This window comes from Bacteroides caecigallinarum (genome assembly GCF_021531075.1).
In the GTDB taxonomy this organism is placed as follows: domain Bacteria; phylum Bacteroidota; class Bacteroidia; order Bacteroidales; family Bacteroidaceae; genus Phocaeicola; species Phocaeicola caecigallinarum_B.
Map to the genome: position 1 here is coordinate 1 of NZ_JADYTJ010000054.1, position 19,914 is coordinate 19,914.

The window sequence follows — 19,914 nt, forward strand, 5'->3', positions numbered from 1 at the left end:
GTTTGAGGCGATCAGCCTCACTCAATTCAAGCACTTTTATATGTTTCATGATTCAATTTCTAAAATATCATGAGACAATATTAATAATTTATGCTGAATATAAAAATATTTTAGATCACTTACTTATTGATTAAATATAATATTATATGCGTGTAGAGATTTATTATATTATTTAGTACGAATGTCCTTGTTAACAATATTTATACTTTTAAGTTGAAATAAATCTGATTATGACAATTTGTAATGTGTTTATGCTTTTGTTTGCTTGATTTTGACAAAAAGAAAGCATTTGTATTTGCCTTATGGCAAAATGTAATGCCTATAAAAATGTTTATTTATAGATGCTTATGTTTTGTAAGTAAATAACTTCATCAATTAATTTTATGTTATGACATACTTTTGTAATTTTGCGCCGTTTCAAAAATTAAAGTATAATTAAGATATAGGATTGAGAGATGGCTACTAATTTGGAAAGTTCTCTGTTTTTTAACAATTGGGATATCGTGTTTCGTAAAGTCAAATCACGAGATCCTTTTTAGTAAATAAATCCTTTTGAGGCATTTATGGGAAGGTGTTCCCGTTTATGTCCCTTTTCTCTATATATTCCGGCGCAAATAAAGAGTCATGTTTAAACATTCGCTTCTCGGTGGAGGATGTGGATGTTGATGCTTTGTGGTGCGTTGTGTTTTGATGTGTAAATTCATTTAATTTTTAATTTTAAAATTTATAATAGCAAAAGATGAAAAGATTATGTCTTTGGTTGGTCTTTTTTGCTGTGATAGGTATTCAGATGGCTTTGGCACAGTCATTTTCTGTTAAGGGAAATGTGGTGTCTAAATCAAACGGTGAGCCATTGATTGGTGTATCTATCCTTCAGAAAGGAACGACAAATGGGGTGGTTACCGATATTGATGGTAACTATGAGCTTAAGATTCAGGGTAAAAATGCGACCTTGGTCTTCTCTTACATTGGTATGCAGACACAGGAGTTGTCTGTTAATGCTTCAACAGGCGTTTTAAATGTAGTAATGCAGGATGATTCGCAGTTGGTTGATGAAGTTGTGGTTGTGGCTTACGGTGTCCGTAAGAAAGGAACTATCGCCGGTTCTGTATCGACAGTAAAAGGCGATAAGATTGCAAACGTTCCTGCCGCAAGTTTTGATCAGGCTTTGCAAGGTCAGGCTGCAGGTTTGCAGGTAATGTCTGATTCCGGAGAACCAAGTGCGTCGGCATCATTCCAGATTCGTGGTACAAACTCTATCAATGCCGGAACTTCACCTTTATTTATATTAGACGGTATTGCTATTTCGGCAGATGATTTTTCAGCTATTAATCCAAGCGATATTGAGAGCATTTCAGTTTTGAAGGATGCGTCGTCTACATCTATTTACGGAGCTCGTGCGGCAAACGGTGTTGTGGTTATTACTACAAAACGCGGAAAGATGGGTGAAAAAGGACATATCACAGCCAGAGCTCAGTTTGGTATCTCAAAATTGGCATACGGAAAGTGGAATCAGATGAACACTGCCGAACGTTTGCAGTACGAAGAAGAAATCGGTTTGCGTACTCCCGGAACATATGACCGCGAACTTCTTGAAAGAACTGATGTAGACTGGAGAGATGCCGTATATAATGACAATGCACCTTTCTCTAATGTAGAATTGCAGTTCAGCGGTGCTTCAGACAAATTCAACTATTATGTATCAGGAGGTGTTTACAATCAGCAGGGTATCGCGCTTGGTTCTGATTTTACACGTTATTCATTCCGTGCCAATTTGGAGGCTCGTTTGAACAGCTGGTTTAAGATTGGAACAAATTCAGCGGTTTCATATGAAGATATCAGCGAAGCTACTTCAGGTGAATATACCACTGTAACTCCTATCTCTGCTGCAAGATTTATGTTGCCTTACTGGAATCCTTACAAGGAAGACGGCTCATATGCTTCAGTAAGCGATGATACATGGTTGGGAACAAACGTAAACCCGTTGGAATGGCAGGCTAATAACCCTACTACTTCAAATAAGTGGAAAGTAATGGCAAACCTATATGGCGAACTTACTCCTATTGAAGGATTGACACTTAAATCTATGGGAGGTATTGACTTCCTTGACCGTAGAGGTGATGTTTCTTCAAATCCAAGTTATGTTCCAAATATGGGTGAGGGATATGTAGGACGTTCATTCTCACGTTATTATAACCTTACATGGACAAATACAGCAAACTATGTGTTTGATTATGAAGACAATCATCACTTTAATTTCCTGTTAGGACAGGAAGCTGTAAACAATCAGTCTGAAGCTTTCTCAATCGTGACTCGCGGTCAGAGCAGTGACAAGTTGCTTAACATGACTGCCTCAACCCGTTCTGAAAGTCCGAGCGACAGTTTCGTAGGTTCAACATATTTGTCATTCTTCCTGCGTGGCGAATATAACTATCAGGGTAAGTATTATGCAGATTTCTCTTTGCGCCGTGATGGCTCTTCACGTTTCGGTAAAAACTCACGTTGGGCTAATTTCTGGTCTATCGGTTTGATGTGGGATGCCAAGAAAGAGTCGTTCCTGGAAGATTACGACTGGTTGTCAATGGCACAGGTTTCCGGTAGTATCGGTACATCTGGTAACTCGTCTATCCCTGCATACGACCATTTGGCATTGTTTGCCGGAGGTCCTACTTACGGTCTTGAAGGCTCTGTTCTTCCGGGTATAGCTCCTTATTCAAGAGGTAATGAGGACTTGACTTGGGAAAAACTGTTGACAACGAATGTTGCCCTTAAGCTTGGATTCTTTGACAGATTCAATGTAGTTGCAGAGTTTTATCATAAAAAGACTACAGACATGCTTATGGCAGTTCCTGTGACACTTACGTCAGGATATGTAGAGCAGTGGAGCAATATCGGAGCAATGGTCAATAAGGGTGTTGATTTGAGTTTCGATATCGACATTCTGCGAATCAATGATTTCAGATGGAATTTCGGAGCGAATATTTCATACAATCACAATGAGATAACAGAACTTTACAATGGCAGAGATGTTTATGAACTTGCCAATACTAATCTGTTGCTCAAGACAGGACATTCATACGGAGAATTCTACATAAACCGTTTCGCCGGTGTCAACCCTGTAAATGGTGATGCCCTCTGGTATGACAAAGACGGAAATATCACCAATGTATATAGCGAAAACGATAAAGTTCTTGTAGGCAAGAGCAGTATTGCTCCATGGCAGGGTGGTTTCAATACCATGTTCACATGGAAAGGTTTGTCTGTAAGTGCTCAGTTCACCTGGGTAAAAGACCGTTGGGTGATGAACAACGACCGCTATTTTGACGAAAGCAACGGTATGTTTATTAACCAGAACCAGTCAAAGAAACTTCTTTATGACCGTTGGAAAGAACCGGGTGACATTGCAACAGTGCCTCGTCATGGAGTGGTTATGGAATTTGACGACCGCTTGTTGGAAGATGCTTCATTCCTTAGATTGAAAAATCTTAATGTATCATATTCTTTCGACAGAAAACTGTTGAGGAAAACAAAAATCGTAGAGAATCTGCGTGTATTTGCACAGGCACAGAACTTGCTGACATTTACTAAATTCCAGGGAATGGATCCTGAGTCAACAGGAAATATGTATCAGGCTCAATATCCGATGTCACGTCAGTTCTCTATAGGACTTGAAGTTGGATTTTAATTGATAAATAACGAGAAAATATTATGATAAGAAATATAAAATTGTTTTTGTTTACATTGGTATTGGCAGGGACAACCTCATGTAAAGGCTTTTTGGATGAATATCCTGATTCTGCAATACCTGAGGAACAGGCTATGGAGACACTGGACGACTGTACAACTATTGTAACAGGTATATACAGTGCGTTCAAGTCCGGTTATCTTTATTCCGGAAGCATGACTCTGCTTCCTGATATTCAGGCAGACATGACATATGCTTCGGATGCCAATATGGGTTTATATACAGAGTTCTATCGCTGGCAGTTCAAGCCTACAAACAGTGAGGTGCAGGGCGTATATGCATCATTGTATTCTATAATATCTACATGTAATTTCTTCCTGGAAAATGTAGAAAAGGTACAGAATTCCCTTACTTCTGAGGCTGAAAAGGAAGAACTTGAAAGAAGAATGGGTGACGTTTATTTTGCCCGTGCTTTGTCTTATGCCGAGTTGATTCGTTTCTTCTGCGAGGCTTACGATGAGGATATAGCAGATAAAGAGGAAATGGGTGTTTCATTGAAACTCTCGTATGCGGACGATTCTCCTGTAAAACGTTCTACACTTCGTGAATCGTATGCACAGGTAATCAGCGACCTTGAATTTGCTGAAAAATATATCCCTTCATCACGTTCAGTGGCCGACAGCCCATATTTCAGCGTAGGTGCCGTAAATGCTTTAAGGGCAAGAATATATCTTTATATGGGTGGAACAGGAAACACTCCTGATGCAGAAGAAAAGAAAAACCTTGAAAAGTCTGTTGAGTACGCCGGCAAGGTTATAGATTCAAATGTTTATGAATTGTGTAACGGAACAACCGGAAGCGGCTCTGATTATGAACTTATATGGTCGTTCGATACAGGAACAGAGGTTATATGGAAAGTTGCAATGAGTTCAACCAGCCTTGGTTCATCATTGGGACAGATATTCCTCAATTTCGTTGCTCCTGATTATTACAATCCTGATTATGTGTTTGCCGAAGAAATCCGTAAACTCTTTTATGAAGGCGACTGCCGTTCATCTCTTTTTGTGGTAGACTATACAGTAGGAACAGGACATGAACAGCCTATGGTAATTAAATACTTCGGTAATACAGACCTCGACGGCGGTGCAACAAAGAAGTTCATCAATATGCCTAAGGTGTTCCGTCTGTCAGAAGTTTATCTGGTTCGTGCCGAAGCAAACTATAAGCTTGGTAATGAGGAAGATGCTAATGCAGACCTTACTGTACTCCGCAAGAAACGTATAACTGCTTATGGTAGCAGTGGCGCATCGGGTGACGATTTGTTTAAGGAAATCCAGAACGAACGTGCCATAGAACTTTATATGGAAGGTTTCCGTCTGTCAGACCTGAAACGTTGGAAATTGCCTATCGAACGTAAGAAACAGATTTACACAGTAGATGGTCCTGACAATAACGAATTGAACATACCTTACAACAGTACAAAATATTGTCTTACTACATGGCCTATTCCTAAGCATGAACTGGAGGCTACAAACGGTGTGGTAAAGGGTAATGCAAGTAATGACTTATAATAATAAGGATACAGATATGAAAAAGAATATTTTTTCAAAGTTATTTTATTCGTTTCTTTTAGTTACAAGCATAGTTTCTTGTACTCAGGAGGAAACGTACTACTCCGGCCCTCAAATAGCGCTTTTCAGCGATTCGCTTTATCTGATGCCGGTAGTCAATAATCCCGACAAAGAGTTTACCGTTCCTGTCGGAGTGACAAATGCAGTGGATTATGACCGTCATTATGCCGTAGAGGTGGTAAATGAAAAATCTACAGCCGTTCGTGGCTATCATTATGATTTTGTTGACGGTACTGAGAATATTACAATAAAGAAAGGCCAGACAACTGCTGAAATCAAGTTGAAAGCCGAGTATGACAGATTTGAGCGTGATGATACTCTGAAAGCTTGTTTCCGTCTTGTAGCTCCGAAAGAAGAAATCTCTTCAGTCTACAAAGATGAAACAGTAGTTGAAATGCTTCAGTGCAAATCGTTCGTAATGGATGACTTCCTGAAAGAAGGTGGAAATATAGAAATGATAGCATCGTTCCCGTTCGGTGAAAATTCAGCTTCTTATATGGTAAAGGGATATAAGATTGATGACAAAACCATGGCGGTATATATTTTCGATGACGAGGAAAGACTTCCTATCCGTATGATATTCGATGATTCTGACCCGTTGAATCCTGTTATTACCGTTCCGGAGCAGGAAGCGTTTTATGAAAGTTCGTTCAGTAGGGTATATGTACGTTCGGTAGAGCAGTATCCATGCTATTTCAATACATACGAGGACTTCTTCGTTCTCTGGCTTGAAGTATTCGTTCCTCAGGCAGGTAGTTTCGGAGTATATCAGTATGCCTTCCGCTGTCTGACTCAGGAAGAAGCAGACGATATGAATAATGGAGTCGGATAATAACTTTTAAAATACTATAATTATGAAACAGATAAAGAATTTGGTTTACACATTGTTGCTGTCTGTTTGTTGTGCAACAATGTTTACAGCATGTAGTGAAGAAGAAGGTGTCGTAGATGCCAAGGATTTGGTATTAAGCAAAGAAGAAGTGGTATTTCTTGCAGAACCGGGAGAGTCACAATCTGTAACTTTTACAGCAAATGCTGACTGGAGAGCAACTTCTGAGCAGGGATGGATTCTGATTGATACTCCTGTAGGAAAGAAAGGTGAAAGCACTGTAAGTGTTTCAGTAAAGGAAAATACAGAAAAAGTTTCACGTCAGGGTAATGTTATTATCACAGAACCTTCTACAGGTAAAATGGCTTCTTTCAAAGTTAAGCAGGAAGCACAGGGAGTTAACTTTGTTGTGAGCAAAGAAGTAGGAGAATTATATATTGATAGCGAAAAAAAGGTCATTTCAGAAAGAATAAACGTTGCTGCAAACTTTAAGTATGATATACAGATAAAGGGTGTAGATTGGGTGACTTATTCAATTGATGATGCTACTAAGGACATTATTTTCTATGCTGATAATGAAAAGGCAACAATAGAACCTAAAGACATTACAGTAAATTTTGTACCGGAAGAATCGGAAGTTGAGACTCAGTCTTGGACTTTGAGATGGGATGGATTCACACCGAGTGTTAAATTTTATAGATATAAAGTAGAAGGCGATATACAGAGTGAGTTGATTCCTGTAAATGGAGAAGTGGAATTTGTGAAGTTGGAAAATAAAAATCAAGTTTCATTGGTCGTTGAATCGAATGTTCCATGGAAATTGTTGACAGATTTGAGTAATACAATAATAAGTGAAGTAAGTAATGTTGAACAAGGAGAACAATTAGAAAGAATATTTACAAATAGAATATCTATCTTTTCAGTGTTTGATGAGAAACAGTTGAATTCAAAAGATAGTTCTAGTGAATTGTCTTTCCAATATGAAAATGACAATAATAAGACTATAAATATAACTTTCATAAAGAAAGGCGTAGGCGATAAATATATAGAAATAGACAATACGGCCTTTAATGCTTTAAAAGTTGATTTAACTGGAACCGGATGGAAAATGTTTTCTGCAACAGCAAAAGATGAGGGGGCGGTATTGTCAATAGATATTGAGGTGCGTAGTACTATTCAAGAAGTTTATCCGATATTAATGTTTTATAATCGATCTTTGAATCCTGATGAGAAGGATACTTATTCACCTGCCTCAAGGTCTGTTATAACATGTACAGATATATCTTCAACACGTACAATGGCACAAACAAAAAAGTTTAGGTTGTCAGTAAAAGATAGAAGTACTGCTATGATGGATGATGGAGAAGTTAGATACTTTAAATTGTTTATGGCTGAGAAAAACGACTTTACTGAATATTTTGAAGCTACAGATGAAAGTTGGACTTCTTTTACTATGAAGAAAGGTGTAACCGGTATATGCGAAAGTATTCCTTTTGGACAAGCAGCTTATGTAAATGAATATACATTTGAATCTGAAGATGTTGCTAAGGATGAACCAGTAGTACATAATGTTGATGCCAAAGGTGGTGTCTTGACTATTGAGTATTCATCTGATGAACCTGGATTTATAACAATGTATGATGAAGTATCTTTTACAGAAGATAACAAATATATAGAAGGTGGAAATCCACTTAATATAGATTGGGCTGAGTTTGACTACGATTCGTATGTACCAGGAAATAAGTTCTGTATTAAAGTTAAGGAAAATAATACTGGTACAGAACGAGAAGTAACTATATATTTAGCAGCATGGTTAGGAGATGGAAAGCCTGAACAGTATTTCGGCTCATTTACAATTAAGCAAGCAGCTGCATCTCCTTCTACAGAACAATAATTTAGAAAACAAATATGAAATATAAAGACATAATTAATAAGCTAATGTTGCTCCTGCTGTTTGTAGCAGGAGTAACATCCTGCTCAGACGAAACAACTGAGCAGATTGAAAGCGGGTACGGATATGTACTGTTTCAGGTAGCATCCGTAGGTACCCGTGCTTCTCAGGATTTGGACTACCTGAGTGAAGCTAAAAAGATAGAAGTAACATTGTTGCATAATGACAACCGTATTACGCAGACATTGAACCTTACTTCGGTAGAAGGAATGGGAGAAATGGGACTGACATCAGAAAAACTGCAACTTCTTGACGGTAATTATAAACTCCAGAGCTATACACTTTATGGTGTGTCAGAAACAGTAGGTGAAGACCTAAAGCCTATTATGCAGATAGACTTGGACGAACTTACTTCCTTCAGTATTACTTCATCTTATATCACTAAGGTTGATGTGGATGTCAAGTCGGTATTAAGAGGTAATGTATCGTTCCTTCTGACTAAAGATTTGACCGCTTTCGATGATGCGGCTCAGGCTGCAGGTAAAGCTCTTTCAAGATCGGTAGAACCTGAAACAACACAGGACGAAGATGAATTCAATTATAACAATATTGAAAGTGTAGAAATCTATTATAAGAAGAAAGGTACACAGCAGCAGCCGTACACTCGCCTGTGCGACGTTTATCGTGATTACGAAACAGGCCTTTTGCGTACAGATACAATCTCTGTTGAGGCAAAAGAATATGAAATAACTCAAATCAGAATGTTTGCTTCGGATGAACGTCTGTTGCTCCTTGCGCAGGACTTGAAGGATTGCTTTGTAAATGTTGTTCCTAATGAAGTACAGTCACCTGAAGTTCCTATAAAGTATGAAGAAGGTAACTTGGCTATAAAAGACTATATAGCTCTGTATAATATATGGAAAAATATGGAAGGTGAGGAGTGGAGCTATTATGGCGAAAACTTCCCTATTGGTGCCAACTGGCGTTTTGAAAACAGGCCGGTTGATGAATGGGGAAACCAGCCTTGTGTTACTTTAAACAATGCCGGACGAGTAGTCCAGCTGGATCTTGGAGCATTCAATCCATCTGGTGATGTTCCTGATGCTCTTTGTGACTTGTCGGAACTTGAAGTGCTGTATCTCGGTCATCATAATGAAGTAGGCGATCCAAACGTAATAACAGACGAAATGAATGGCTTTGCCATAGATATGTGGAAGCTGAACCACAATCCTAACTATAATTTCGAAAGAGATTATATGGATGTGTTCCGCGCACGCAGGGCTTTGATGCACCCTTCTACAGTGCGTACGGACTTATTTACTCCAAAGAAGAAAGATGTTGATGTGATGAAATATGCTACACCTGTGACTTACGGAAACAATCAGGGAAAGCAGACTAACAGAATTAAAGGCTTGCCTGAAAATATAGGCAATCTTAAAAAACTAAAGACATTGTTTATTGCCAATGGATTGGTTTCTGAGCTTCCAGCCTCTTTTAAAGAACTGACAGCCCTTGAGGAACTTGAGATTTATAACTGTAAGAATATGACAAAAGTTCCTGTAGAAGATTTGAAGAATTTGAACCTTGTAGTTCTTAACTTTTCTATAAATCCTCAGATGTTCTCTGGTACAAATGCTACAGGTAATGAGGATTTGAATTCTTTGTTTGCAGATAAAAAATATCCAATCTGTAAGACTCTGCAGTTGATGTATCTTATAGGAAACAGAATCAGTGACTTCCCTGAAAATATCAAGAATATTGCTGACCTCAGAATGCTTGAAATGACAAGAAACAGACTGACAGAGCTTCCTGCAATGGTTGATGGAGATGGTACGACACGTTTGTTCAGACCTGTTGAAGCGATTTTTGCTGATAACAGTATCACAACGGTTGATGATAACTTCTGTGCTACTGAGGATTTGGAAACTCTCAACCTTACAAACAATGCCCTGACTGTGTTCCCTAATCTATATAAGGAAGAGATTAATGGTGATGAGGACAGTACGATTCCGGCTGCTACGCTTTTGGACTTCTCTTATAATAAGATAAGCTCATTCCCGGAAAATTTCAATGGGGTAAAGACCGAGACTTTGAATCTGACTTCAAATAATTTTGGTGAAAATGATGACTGTAAATATGGAAATAATAAACATTATTTTCCTGATGCCTTGGCTGAAACAGGTTCTATAGTATTGAATCTTCAGCTTGCATGTTGTGGACTTGACTCTATTCCGGCGGAAGCATTGCTGATAAATATTGATACAAAAGAGAAACCAGAGCCAAGCCAGATTGTGGCATTGGATTTGAAAGGTAACCGTCTGCGTTATATACCGTACAAGTTTAATCTGCTGAATTATCCATACTTTACAGGAATCGATTTGAGTAATAACGCGTTCTCAATTTTCCCTTTAAATATATTCAATGTGCAGGCCATGAGTAAGGTGTTTCTTTCAGGACAGTATGAAATAAAAGGTACAGGTGTTAATGAAGTGACAGTGCCATGTCTGAAGGTCTTCCCTCAGAATGTACATAAGGCTTTTGGCTTGAGAGTATTGGATGTATCAGGAAATGATATACGCAAGATTATTGAATCTGATTTCCCTGATCAGTTGGCGGAGTTTAATGTAACAGATAATCCAAATCTGGAAATGCAGGTTCCTTCTCATGTTTGTACATTCATAGAGATGGGTAGAATGTTTCTTTACTATGACGCTACACAGCTGATTACAGGATGTCCTATATTGGAAACTGAAAACTAATTAATAAGGTAACATTATGAATAAATTTATAAACAGAATATTAATCATAGGATTAATCAGTTTTATCTCTTTCTCATGTAAGGAAGATGATACCACTATCAATGGTATAGAGATAGATAAGACTGAACTTAATATGTATGATGCAGGAGGTGAGGAAGAAATCTCTGTCAGCGCAAAAGGGGATTGGATTGCCAAATCGAATGCTTCATGGTGTATGGTTTCTCCTGCTAACGGTAACGGTGATGCAGTATGTCGTGTGGTAGTTGACCAATCTACAAGATATGACGAACGTACTGCTAAAATCACTTTTATCTGTGGCTCGGACTTGAGAGAAATAACGGTAAATCAGTTGGGATATGCGCCTGTAATCAAGATTATTACTGATGAGGTTTCATTGCCGTACTATGCAGACGAAGAGAAAGCGTATTTCGATGTCGAAGTAATGGCGAATGTGGAATACAATGTTAATATTGAAAATACAGAATCTAATGATACATGGATTACGACGGATGAGGAATATTCTTATACTCCTTCTTTGACAAAGCCGGAATCAAAGAAATTCAGATTCCATTATGATATTAACAGTGGTTTGGAAGACAGAATCTTGAATATAAATTTCAAGGAAAACAAAGAAGGAGGAATTGTTTCTGTATATAAAGTAACACAGGAACATATGGAGGATATTATTCCTTCACGTCGTGGTGATTCCCTTGCTGTTGTAACTATAGCAAGACAGATGGGATTGTTTGGAACTTATTGGGACACAAGCCGTCCTATTACTCACTGGGATAATATTGAAACAGAAGAAATTGAATATATGTATGATGATGGCATTTCTGAGCCGGAGAAAAGAGTAGAAGAAAGAATAGTTGGTGTAAGTATCTTTATGTTTGACACAGATCGTTCTATCCCATTCCAGATTGCAAAACTTGACCAGTTGCGTACTCTTGAAATCAAGGCTAACTCTAACTCGCATATTAAATCTATAAAGCTTGGTGATGAAATAACTCAACTGAAAAATCTTAGGAGCTTGTCTCTTTATGCATATGGCTTGAGTGAATTGCCTGCACCTGAAAAATGGGCTGAGATGACTAATCTTGAGGAACTCAACCTGTATGGAAACAGTTTCTTGGAATTGGGAAAGCCATCAAAGCCAAAGTCTTTGTTGTGGTCTCTTAACGGTTTAACTTCAGCATATAGAAACCAGCCTGGTGCTAAGACCTTGAAATATCTTGAAATCGGAGGTAATCGTAAGAAGGACTCTATGGATGATATGACAGACTTGCCATTGGGAGTTAACAGGGAAACGGATCTTGGCTTGACAGGAGAAGTTGATAATTCATTGTTTACAATGTTCCCTGACTTGGAACACCTTGGAATAGGATATAACTATTTGTATGGTGAACTCGAAGATATACCATACCCGGAAATAGTAATGCCAAAACTTCGTACTTTGCGACTGAATATGAACAAATTCCATGGAAAACTTCCGAATTGGATTCTAAATCATCCTAATCGCGGATGCTGGGATCCGGAAGTTCTGATATTTAACCAGAAAGGAAAGTCACCATTAACGGATAAAGTTGGATTTACAAATACTAATGAATTTGATTATATAGATTGCCCTGACGAATCGGAAGAAACCGTAGAAACAGTATTGTATTTGCCGGAACTCAACGAATACGAAAAGACTAAGGGAGCTCCTTTGGCCGGATATTGGAGATATTATGAACGTTTTAACTTGTGGAAGAATCATGATTAAAAATTATTTATTTTATTGTCTGTTGTTGTTTTCAGCTCTGTTTGTAGGGTGTAAGGACGACAATTTTGATAATCCTCCTTTGGAAGAAGGACAAGGAGAAATAACTTTCCGCTTTTTTGAACACACTGTATATACCATAGACGATATAACAGATGTAGCGCGTTTGAAAGTTACTATAAAGAAAGATGGTGAGGATGAAAATATAGTTTTACCGACAATTGACGTAAAGGCTGACGGTGAAGAAATGGTGTCGGACGTACTTCGTTTGGACGTTGGTAATTATACGGTAATAAGATACGTTGCATACGATAATAAGGGTGACCAGTTGCACGAAATGTATTTGCCGGATTCATCGGAAAATACTTTTTCTATAACTCATGATCAGGCAACGGCATTTTATTTCCCTGTGAATGTCCTTGAAATACTGTCTGCCGATATGTTGAAAAATAAACTTTTCGGTTTGTGTACTGAGATTTTTGGCCCTGACTCTACTTTGTGGCCAAAAACTTGGCGCGAAGAAAATGAGGATATTACTAAATGGGAGAACTTGGAATATGATGAGGATGAACAGTATTTGGCAGGAATAGTATTTGACGAGAAGTTTAAAGGCATGAAAAAACTTCCTGCAAATATAGCACGTTTCACAACTCTTGAGAATATAATGATTCGCGATATTCCTGAGTTTGAGGAACTTCCTGTTGAACTTAGTGAAAGTAATCTGCAGTCTATTGAAATTATCAATACTTCATTGAAGTCATTGCCGGAAAATCTTTATATCAAGCACCTGTATAAGATTTCAATAATTGACAGTAAACTAACAGAGTTCCCAACTTGTTTGAGCAATCATGAAAAATTGGAAATGCTTGATTTGGTAGGTAACGAAATCTCACAGATACCTGAAGACGCATTTACTAAATTGGAAAAAATGTCGCAGTTGCGTATCCAGCATACAAAGATTTCTTCTTTGCCTGCAAATACTTTTACTGCATTGTACAGGGTTTATACTTTCGACTTCCGTTGGAATGAGAATCTTTCATCTTTGCCTACAGAAGTACCTTCAACTCGTACTAAGTTCCAGGGATTGTTGCTTGACGGATGTGCATTTACTGATATACCAGATGTAGTTGCTAATATTAAGGAATTGAGAACTCTTTCAATGGCTGATAATAAACTGACTTCTATTGATTTTAATAAACTTAAAATCAATGAAAATCCAAATTTGGATCAGTTGTTCTTTGATGGTAATAAGTTGACTTCTTTTGGGGTACCTACTGATAAAAATACAAGCATAATACTTTTAAGCTTGAATAATTGTGGACTTACAGAAATTCCTGATTTGTCAAAATGGGAAAATTTATGTTATTTCTCTGCTGCGAATAATAATATAACAACAGTCAATGAAGGTACGTTTGAAAATAATAAAAAATTATCAGTGATTGATTTGTCGGGAAATACAGGATTGTCGACTGTACCAGAAAATGATTTTGGAGTATATACTGAAACAGTCAATGGCAGAACTGAAGTTCCTGTAAACCTCAAATCTTTGAATCTCGACGGATGTACATCATTGGAATGGACTGTTCCTTCAACTTGGTGTTGTTTGAAAGGTGACGTAATGTTTGGAGGAAACGGTGATAAGCAATTGCCTGATTATCCGGTAATAGTGTATAACCGTAATGCACCGGGAGTAACATATGAGAAATGTTGGAATGACGATTGTCCTTTCAGACATGAATCTAATGGTTATCAGCTTAACTTTGCAAAGGAATTTGATGAAATCTGGGCAGATCTTCATAAATAATTCAATAAACAAATAATATGATACATTGCCGGGCTTGTTGTGTATTGTCCGGCAATGTCTATTTATAAATATATTTATGAAAGTATTTTACACTATATTGTTAGCAAGTTCTCTGATGCTGGTTTCATCGTGTAAAGACGATGAAACTCCGGGAGAAAATCCGCCGGTGACAGAAAATCCAGGAGATAATCAGCAAGAACAGGATTATATATCTGAATTTGCTCATTGTCGCCTGATGGGGTTGAAAGGAAAACCGAAGGAAATGATAGAGAGAAGGATACAGGAAGAAGACGGTGAAACTTTTGAAGTCCCATACAAATATTATTTCAATGAAAAAGGTAATATCATAAAGTATGACCCATTTGGTGAAACTGAGGCAGAAAGCAGATGGATACCGGTAGATGCAAGAATAAATACATACCAATATGATGACGAAGACAGGCTCGTTGTCGCTACTTTTCATACTGTGGGGGTGGATGGTGATGACGAGGTATATACAATAGAATATGGTGACCACGATTTATACGTGCCTCTGCCTTTTGCTGTGGGAACTATAGATTTTATACTTCAGAAAGGAGTAAAATCTGTAAAAATCAATGGCAAGAAGATTTTAGAGTGTGACGGAAGTAAAGTGGAATATTCAAATGAACAATCTGCTGGTTTCTTTAAAGTATTGGTTACAGGAACATATATGTATAAGAATTCTGATTATCCTACTTCATTAAGCGAGATTAAAACAGTAGGCGAATCTGTGAACTCTACTGATAACGTTAAATATTCTTTTAGCGAAAAAGGATATCTTCTGAAAGAGGAAAAGCAGTCAGACATGTCAGGCGAGTACGGTATGCCGGAAGGTTCGTATTATGAAAAGACCGTACGTGAGTATTATCCTAACAGATATCTTGCACCGAAGAATGTCACGTTTGAAAGGCAAAGTTCAATTGAAGGAATGGAAATTAACCTAAAATATAGTCTTCAATATTGGTACAATGATAAAAATCTCTTGACTGGGATTGTTAGAACAGATGATTTGGAGGGAGGTACCAACGGAGCCGAAGAGTCATATTCATATTCAGAATTTGATGAGCATGAGAATTGGGTCGATGCTACATACTGGTTGAATACAGATGTGGATGAAACTCACATCACCGGTAATTTTACTGTTAAGCGCAGTTTTACTTATTGGGAATAATCCATAGAGAGTTGTATTATTGGTCTTCTATGACTTTTAATACAACTCTATTTTTTTCCTTGCCACCGTCGGTAAGTCTTATTTTTATGCTGTTCTTTTCTTGAGGTTTATAATATATATTAAGGTCTTTATCAGAACGAGCTTTAAATAAGAACTCGTTTTCATCAAAGAAAATTCCTTTTACGTTTGTCTTTATTATGACTTCTATATCGCTGTCGGATATATTTGTCATGGGAATTACTCTCATGACAGTGTTCGATGAATTACTTTTAAGTGTAGTTCTGATGTTTCTGAACTGTATGTTTCCAATGTTGTAATTGTATCCTTCTTTAAATGTAGTGTTTGATGATACGTTCCCTTTGAAGCTCAGCTTGACAGGTGTTGGTGAGCCGGAGAAATATACGGTAATTTGCTTGTTGAAGAATCCTTTTATTCCTACAGGATTGAATGATACTGATATCTTTCCTGTTTCTTTAGGCATTACAGGTTTTTTGTCATACGATGGCATTGCGCATCCGCAACTCGTTGCTACATGTGATATCGCTATTGGTTTATTGGTGTTATTTATAAAGGTGTATTCAATCTGATGAATATCTCCATTTTGATTTATAATTCCGAGGCTTTTGTCTATTACATGAAATTCTATTTGTGAATTTATTTTAGTCGGATGAAAGCCTAATAATAATATTATTATAAAGCATACTCTTATTTTTATGCATTTTTGTTTTGCCATAATTATTTTAAAAAGTGATACAGTGATTATATTTTGCAAAGTTAAACAAATTCTTTTATTTTTTTGTATCGCTATCATCTGCATCTCTTTTTGCAACTCAGAATTTCTTACCGTAGCGTATTCGACATATATTTGCAAACATCTGTAGCAGTCATTTATTTAGAAGCATCGTGGATTTGATTCTCTTTTATCTTGTCTGCATACGAAGTAAGCCTGTTTTTGTATTCTTCTACGCTTTGTGAGGGGACAAGGATTTCATTTATGTTGTCAACGAATGGTAGTACGTTTGGTATGGAGCTGTCTGGTATATTTGACAGTACCGGTATTTCCAATGAATTGAATACTATTGTGCTGACATCGTAGTTTGTCCTTAAACCTAAGTCTCCAATGCTTTTCAGGTTTTTGGGAAGGATTATCTTTCCGAGCTTCTCGCAACCTATGAAAGTGTAGCCTTCCATGGTGGTGATATTGTCCGGCAGCGTAGCTTCGGTAAGCGAGGTGCAATCCTGGAACGCTCCTATAAGGATACGCCCTCCTGTGTTTGTGGATTCTGATGTCTTACTTATCTTTGTCAGGCCGGTGCAGTTGGCAAAAGCCATGTATCCGATTGTGTTGAGGCCGTTGTGTAGGGTAATACTCGTCAGACCGGAGTTGTAGAATGCTTTATTGCCTATTACTGTTGTGGACCGGCTGATTGATATGTTCTGCAAATTGGCGGTCCCGTAGAATGCCTGGCTTGCTATCTCTTTAAGATTGGACGGTAAAATGATTTCTTTCAGGCCGCTGTCGATAAAAGCTGATTCGGATATTACTTCAATTTGTGTTTGGGAGATGTCAACATTTTCTAATGTAAGCTTCCAAAATTGGCGTATTGACTAGCATGTCTCTTTCCCATACCTTCGTGCTAAACTTAAAACTTGAAAGATTATGTTTAGCGAAAAAGATTTTGAAAGACTGTGGTTCCTCTACAAGACCGAGGGCGAACCCAATGGAGTTTCCATCAACTCATTCTGCGTTAGCAACAATATTCCATACACGGCATTCTATGACTGGTTCAAGAAGACACAAAAGAAGGTTGTACCTGTAGAAGTGGAAGGTATTCCGGAAGAGTTGATTCAGGCTGGTAATGAAGAACAGCAGGATGTTGCTAAAGACAAGCCCAAACGTACAACTCCCCATAAAGGAAGCATCATGGTGACGATAAGAACCCGTGAGGGCTTGTGCATTCAGAAGAAAGGCTTAGACTATCAGGGGCTGAAAACACTGGTGGAGAAACTGGAGGGCTTATGCTAAGTATAAACGGACTGCATAACTTCTATTATCTTCCTGAACTTCATGACATGAGATGCAAGGCCCAGCGTATATGTGAGATAATCCGCGGCAGATATCACCGAGATACGCTGAACGGAGACGTTTACATGTTCATGTCTAAAGACCAGCGCAAGGTTCGTATGATACACTATGAGCGCAATGCCTACTACCTTCATGAGAAGTCCTTCATTAAGGGCTATAAGTTCATGAAAATAGAGCGCAAGGACGATGTGACAGTATATAAAATAGACTGGAAAGACCTGGTCACAATACTTGAAACTCCGGTAATAACTAGTATAAGAATTTAGCGATAAAGTTCTGATAATCAGCGATAAAAGTTCTCTAAATATTTGTGTATCTCACTGAAAATGAGTATCTTTACATAAAATTTAGAGAACATGGAACTGGAAGAACTCATAGAAAATACACTCAGACGCAAGCATCTTGAAGAGATGATGGACAGACCCGAAAAGGAGCATACGCCCCTTGAAGGAATGGATAATGAGCAGATAAAGAGGTTCGCCCTGTTCCTGTTTGAGGAGAATCAGAACAAGAGCAAGCAGCTTGATGAAATGATAGCAAGACTTGATGAAATAGGAAAAGATCTGAAGGAAGCCAATAAGAAAATAGACTCCCTTACAGATTCCCTGCTCAAGGCAAACAGCAAGGCTGAAAAGGTTGCTCTTGAATATAAGATGCAGTTAAAGGAATACAAAAAGCTTGAGAAGAAGCATAATGCCCTTGTCGAGCGTCTTTCACTTATGAACACCCAGACATACGCTTCTTCCAAAAGCCTCAAAGGCATTGACCGTAAAAAGACTGTAAAAGGAAAGCATGATGACAAGGATGACTTTGAAGGAACTCCCACTGCTCCGACAACTGAAGTTCCACAGTCAGACTCTGCCGCATCATGCGACACGCAGGATACTCCGGTCGCTCCTGTTTCCAAGGAAAGACCGTATAGAAAAGGAATGAGATACAACAAGGAATGTGTAGGCACTCCGATAATACATAAGTCCGATTATACAATGCTCCCTAAGGGTTCTGTAGTGATATCATCAAGCTACCGTAAAATAAGAAATATCGTGAGCTACATTGAGGAACATCACTTTGAAGTGCTTAAGGTGAAACATGCCGACGGCAGGATTGAAAGCATGTTTCTTCCCATGAAAGATGACGCCCGGGCTGACATCTACAATGAGATAGTACCGGGTACAAGCATTACGGCAAACATGCTCTCGTATCTCATGTTCAACCACTTCCAGATGTCAACACCGGCATACAGGGAAGCTAAGAACCGTCTGTCGGATATGGACTGGAACACCTCTCCTCAAAACCTGCTGAACTGGGCCGAGAAAGGTGCCATGCAGCTCAATAAGCTGATACCTGCCCTCAAGAAAATTGCCCTTCAGGACGGTGCGAACGTGAATGTGGACGAGACATGGCTTCGTTACCACGCTTACAATAAGAAACGTAAGACGTATATGTGGTGTCTGGTAAACAGAAAGGCCCGTATAGTCATCTTCTTTTATGAGGATACAACGGATGATGAAGGTGTACAGAAACATGGAGGCAGGAACAGAAACGTGTTGAAGGAGTTCCTTGGTGATGCAAAAATCAAATCACTGCAGAGCGACGGCTACAACGTATATATGTATCTTGACAATGAGCTTATGGATATAGAGCATCTCTGCTGTCTGGCTCATGCAAGAGCTAAGTTCAAGTACGCCTACGACCAAGGAAGTCTGCAGGTAAGAATCTTCCTTGAGCTGATAGCCTTCTCTCCTCCAGCAAATCCGGATGAGAGTCGAAGCGAGCTTATGGGCAAGGCCCTTAACTATCTGAAAAACTTCTGGAATCAGATCTTCTCCTACAGAAATGAGGGAGAATACTCCATAGACAATATGGCGGCTGAAAGAGCGATAAGACCAATCACTGTCCAACGAAAGAACAGCCTGTTCTTCGGAAGTGTGAAAGGAATACAGAACTCCGCAATCTATAATACCTTTATAGAAACATGCAAACAGGCAGGAGTCTCCTTCAGGGATTACTTCTGCAGGCTGCTCAGAGAATTAAAAAAGGGAAGAACGGATTACGAAAACCTCCTTCCCATGACAATATGCAAATAATAATCGTTAAATTTGTGGACTCTTTTTTAGACGGGCGCTTGCTGGCGTCCGTCTAAAAGGGGACAGTATGCTCGGCATGAGTATTAGCTAACGGGTGCAAGTCCCTAATGAGCCCTAATAGCGGGAATCATACAGCCAATAGCAAGGGTGTCCATCGTGAGGTGGAATCTGAAAGAAGCTGGCGGCAAACA

The 19,914-nt window shown here is 38.5% G+C and carries 13 protein-coding genes; 11 read left to right on the forward strand and 2 right to left on the reverse strand.

Annotated features, from left to right (window positions below; translation table 11 throughout):
• Positions 1-739: 739 nt before the first annotated feature.
• From I6E11_RS12370 to I6E11_RS12405, 8 genes are all read left to right on the forward strand, one after another.
• Positions 740-3,685 (forward strand): SusC/RagA family TonB-linked outer membrane protein, encoded by a 2,946-nt coding sequence (locus tag I6E11_RS12370; RefSeq protein ID WP_235338486.1) that lies wholly within the window; start codon positions 740-742, stop codon positions 3,683-3,685.
• A 23-nt stretch (positions 3,686-3,708) separates the two neighbouring features.
• A complete protein-coding gene (locus I6E11_RS12375; RefSeq protein WP_235338487.1) occupies positions 3,709-5,256 on the forward strand; it encodes a RagB/SusD family nutrient uptake outer membrane protein in 1,548 nt (515 codons plus the stop codon).
• 16 nt (positions 5,257-5,272) lie between these two features.
• Positions 5,273-6,148 (forward strand): DUF4843 domain-containing protein, encoded by an 876-nt coding sequence (locus I6E11_RS12380; protein WP_235338488.1) that lies wholly within the window; start codon positions 5,273-5,275, stop codon positions 6,146-6,148.
• 22 nt (positions 6,149-6,170) lie between these two features.
• On the forward strand, positions 6,171-8,039 hold the full coding sequence (locus I6E11_RS12385) for a BACON domain-containing protein (protein ID WP_235338489.1): 1,869 nt from the start codon (positions 6,171-6,173) through the stop codon (positions 8,037-8,039).
• A gap of 14 nt (positions 8,040-8,053) precedes the next feature.
• Positions 8,054-10,795, forward strand: a complete 2,742-nt coding sequence (locus I6E11_RS12390; RefSeq protein WP_235338490.1) for a DUF4458 domain-containing protein — start codon at positions 8,054-8,056, stop codon at positions 10,793-10,795.
• Positions 10,796-10,811: 16 nt separating this feature from the next.
• Positions 10,812-12,557, forward strand: a complete 1,746-nt coding sequence (locus I6E11_RS12395) for a BACON domain-containing protein (RefSeq protein WP_235338491.1) — start codon at positions 10,812-10,814, stop codon at positions 12,555-12,557.
• Entirely contained in the window at positions 12,550-14,358 is a 1,809-nt protein-coding gene (locus I6E11_RS12400) for a leucine-rich repeat domain-containing protein (RefSeq protein WP_235338492.1), read from the forward strand. Before I6E11_RS12395 ends, I6E11_RS12400 begins: the two co-directional genes overlap by 8 nt.
• 76 nt (positions 14,359-14,434) lie before the next feature.
• Positions 14,435-15,550, forward strand: coding sequence for a hypothetical protein (locus I6E11_RS12405; RefSeq protein WP_235338493.1), 1,116 nt, complete (start codon positions 14,435-14,437; stop codon positions 15,548-15,550).
• Between the two features lie 16 nt (positions 15,551-15,566).
• Here the strand turns inward: I6E11_RS12405 and I6E11_RS12410 are convergent, their stop codons facing one another.
• On the reverse strand, positions 15,567-16,361 hold the full coding sequence (locus I6E11_RS12410) for a DUF1573 domain-containing protein (RefSeq protein ID WP_235338494.1): 795 nt from the start codon (positions 16,359-16,361) through the stop codon (positions 15,567-15,569).
• Between the two features lie 77 nt (positions 16,362-16,438).
• On the reverse strand, positions 16,439-17,155 hold the full coding sequence (locus tag I6E11_RS12415) for a leucine-rich repeat domain-containing protein (protein ID WP_317221521.1): 717 nt from the start codon (positions 17,153-17,155) through the stop codon (positions 16,439-16,441).
• Between the two features lie 55 nt (positions 17,156-17,210).
• On the opposite strand from I6E11_RS12415, the gene I6E11_RS12420 reads away from it, so the two are divergent.
• The 3 genes from I6E11_RS12420 to I6E11_RS12430 all read left to right on the forward strand — a co-directional run bounded on the left by I6E11_RS12420 (position 17,211) and on the right by I6E11_RS12430 (position 19,723).
• On the forward strand, positions 17,211-17,576 hold the full coding sequence (locus I6E11_RS12420) for a hypothetical protein (protein ID WP_235338495.1): 366 nt from the start codon (positions 17,211-17,213) through the stop codon (positions 17,574-17,576).
• On the forward strand, positions 17,570-17,902 hold the full coding sequence (gene tnpB, locus I6E11_RS12425) for an IS66 family insertion sequence element accessory protein TnpB (protein ID WP_235338496.1): 333 nt from the start codon (positions 17,570-17,572) through the stop codon (positions 17,900-17,902). Before I6E11_RS12420 ends, tnpB begins: the two co-directional genes overlap by 7 nt.
• Before the next feature lie 90 nt (positions 17,903-17,992).
• Positions 17,993-19,723 carry an IS66 family transposase gene (locus tag I6E11_RS12430; protein WP_235338497.1) on the forward strand — a complete coding sequence of 577 codons (1,731 nt, stop codon included), beginning with the start codon at positions 17,993-17,995 and terminating at the stop codon, positions 19,721-19,723.
• Positions 19,724-19,914 lie beyond the last annotated feature (191 nt).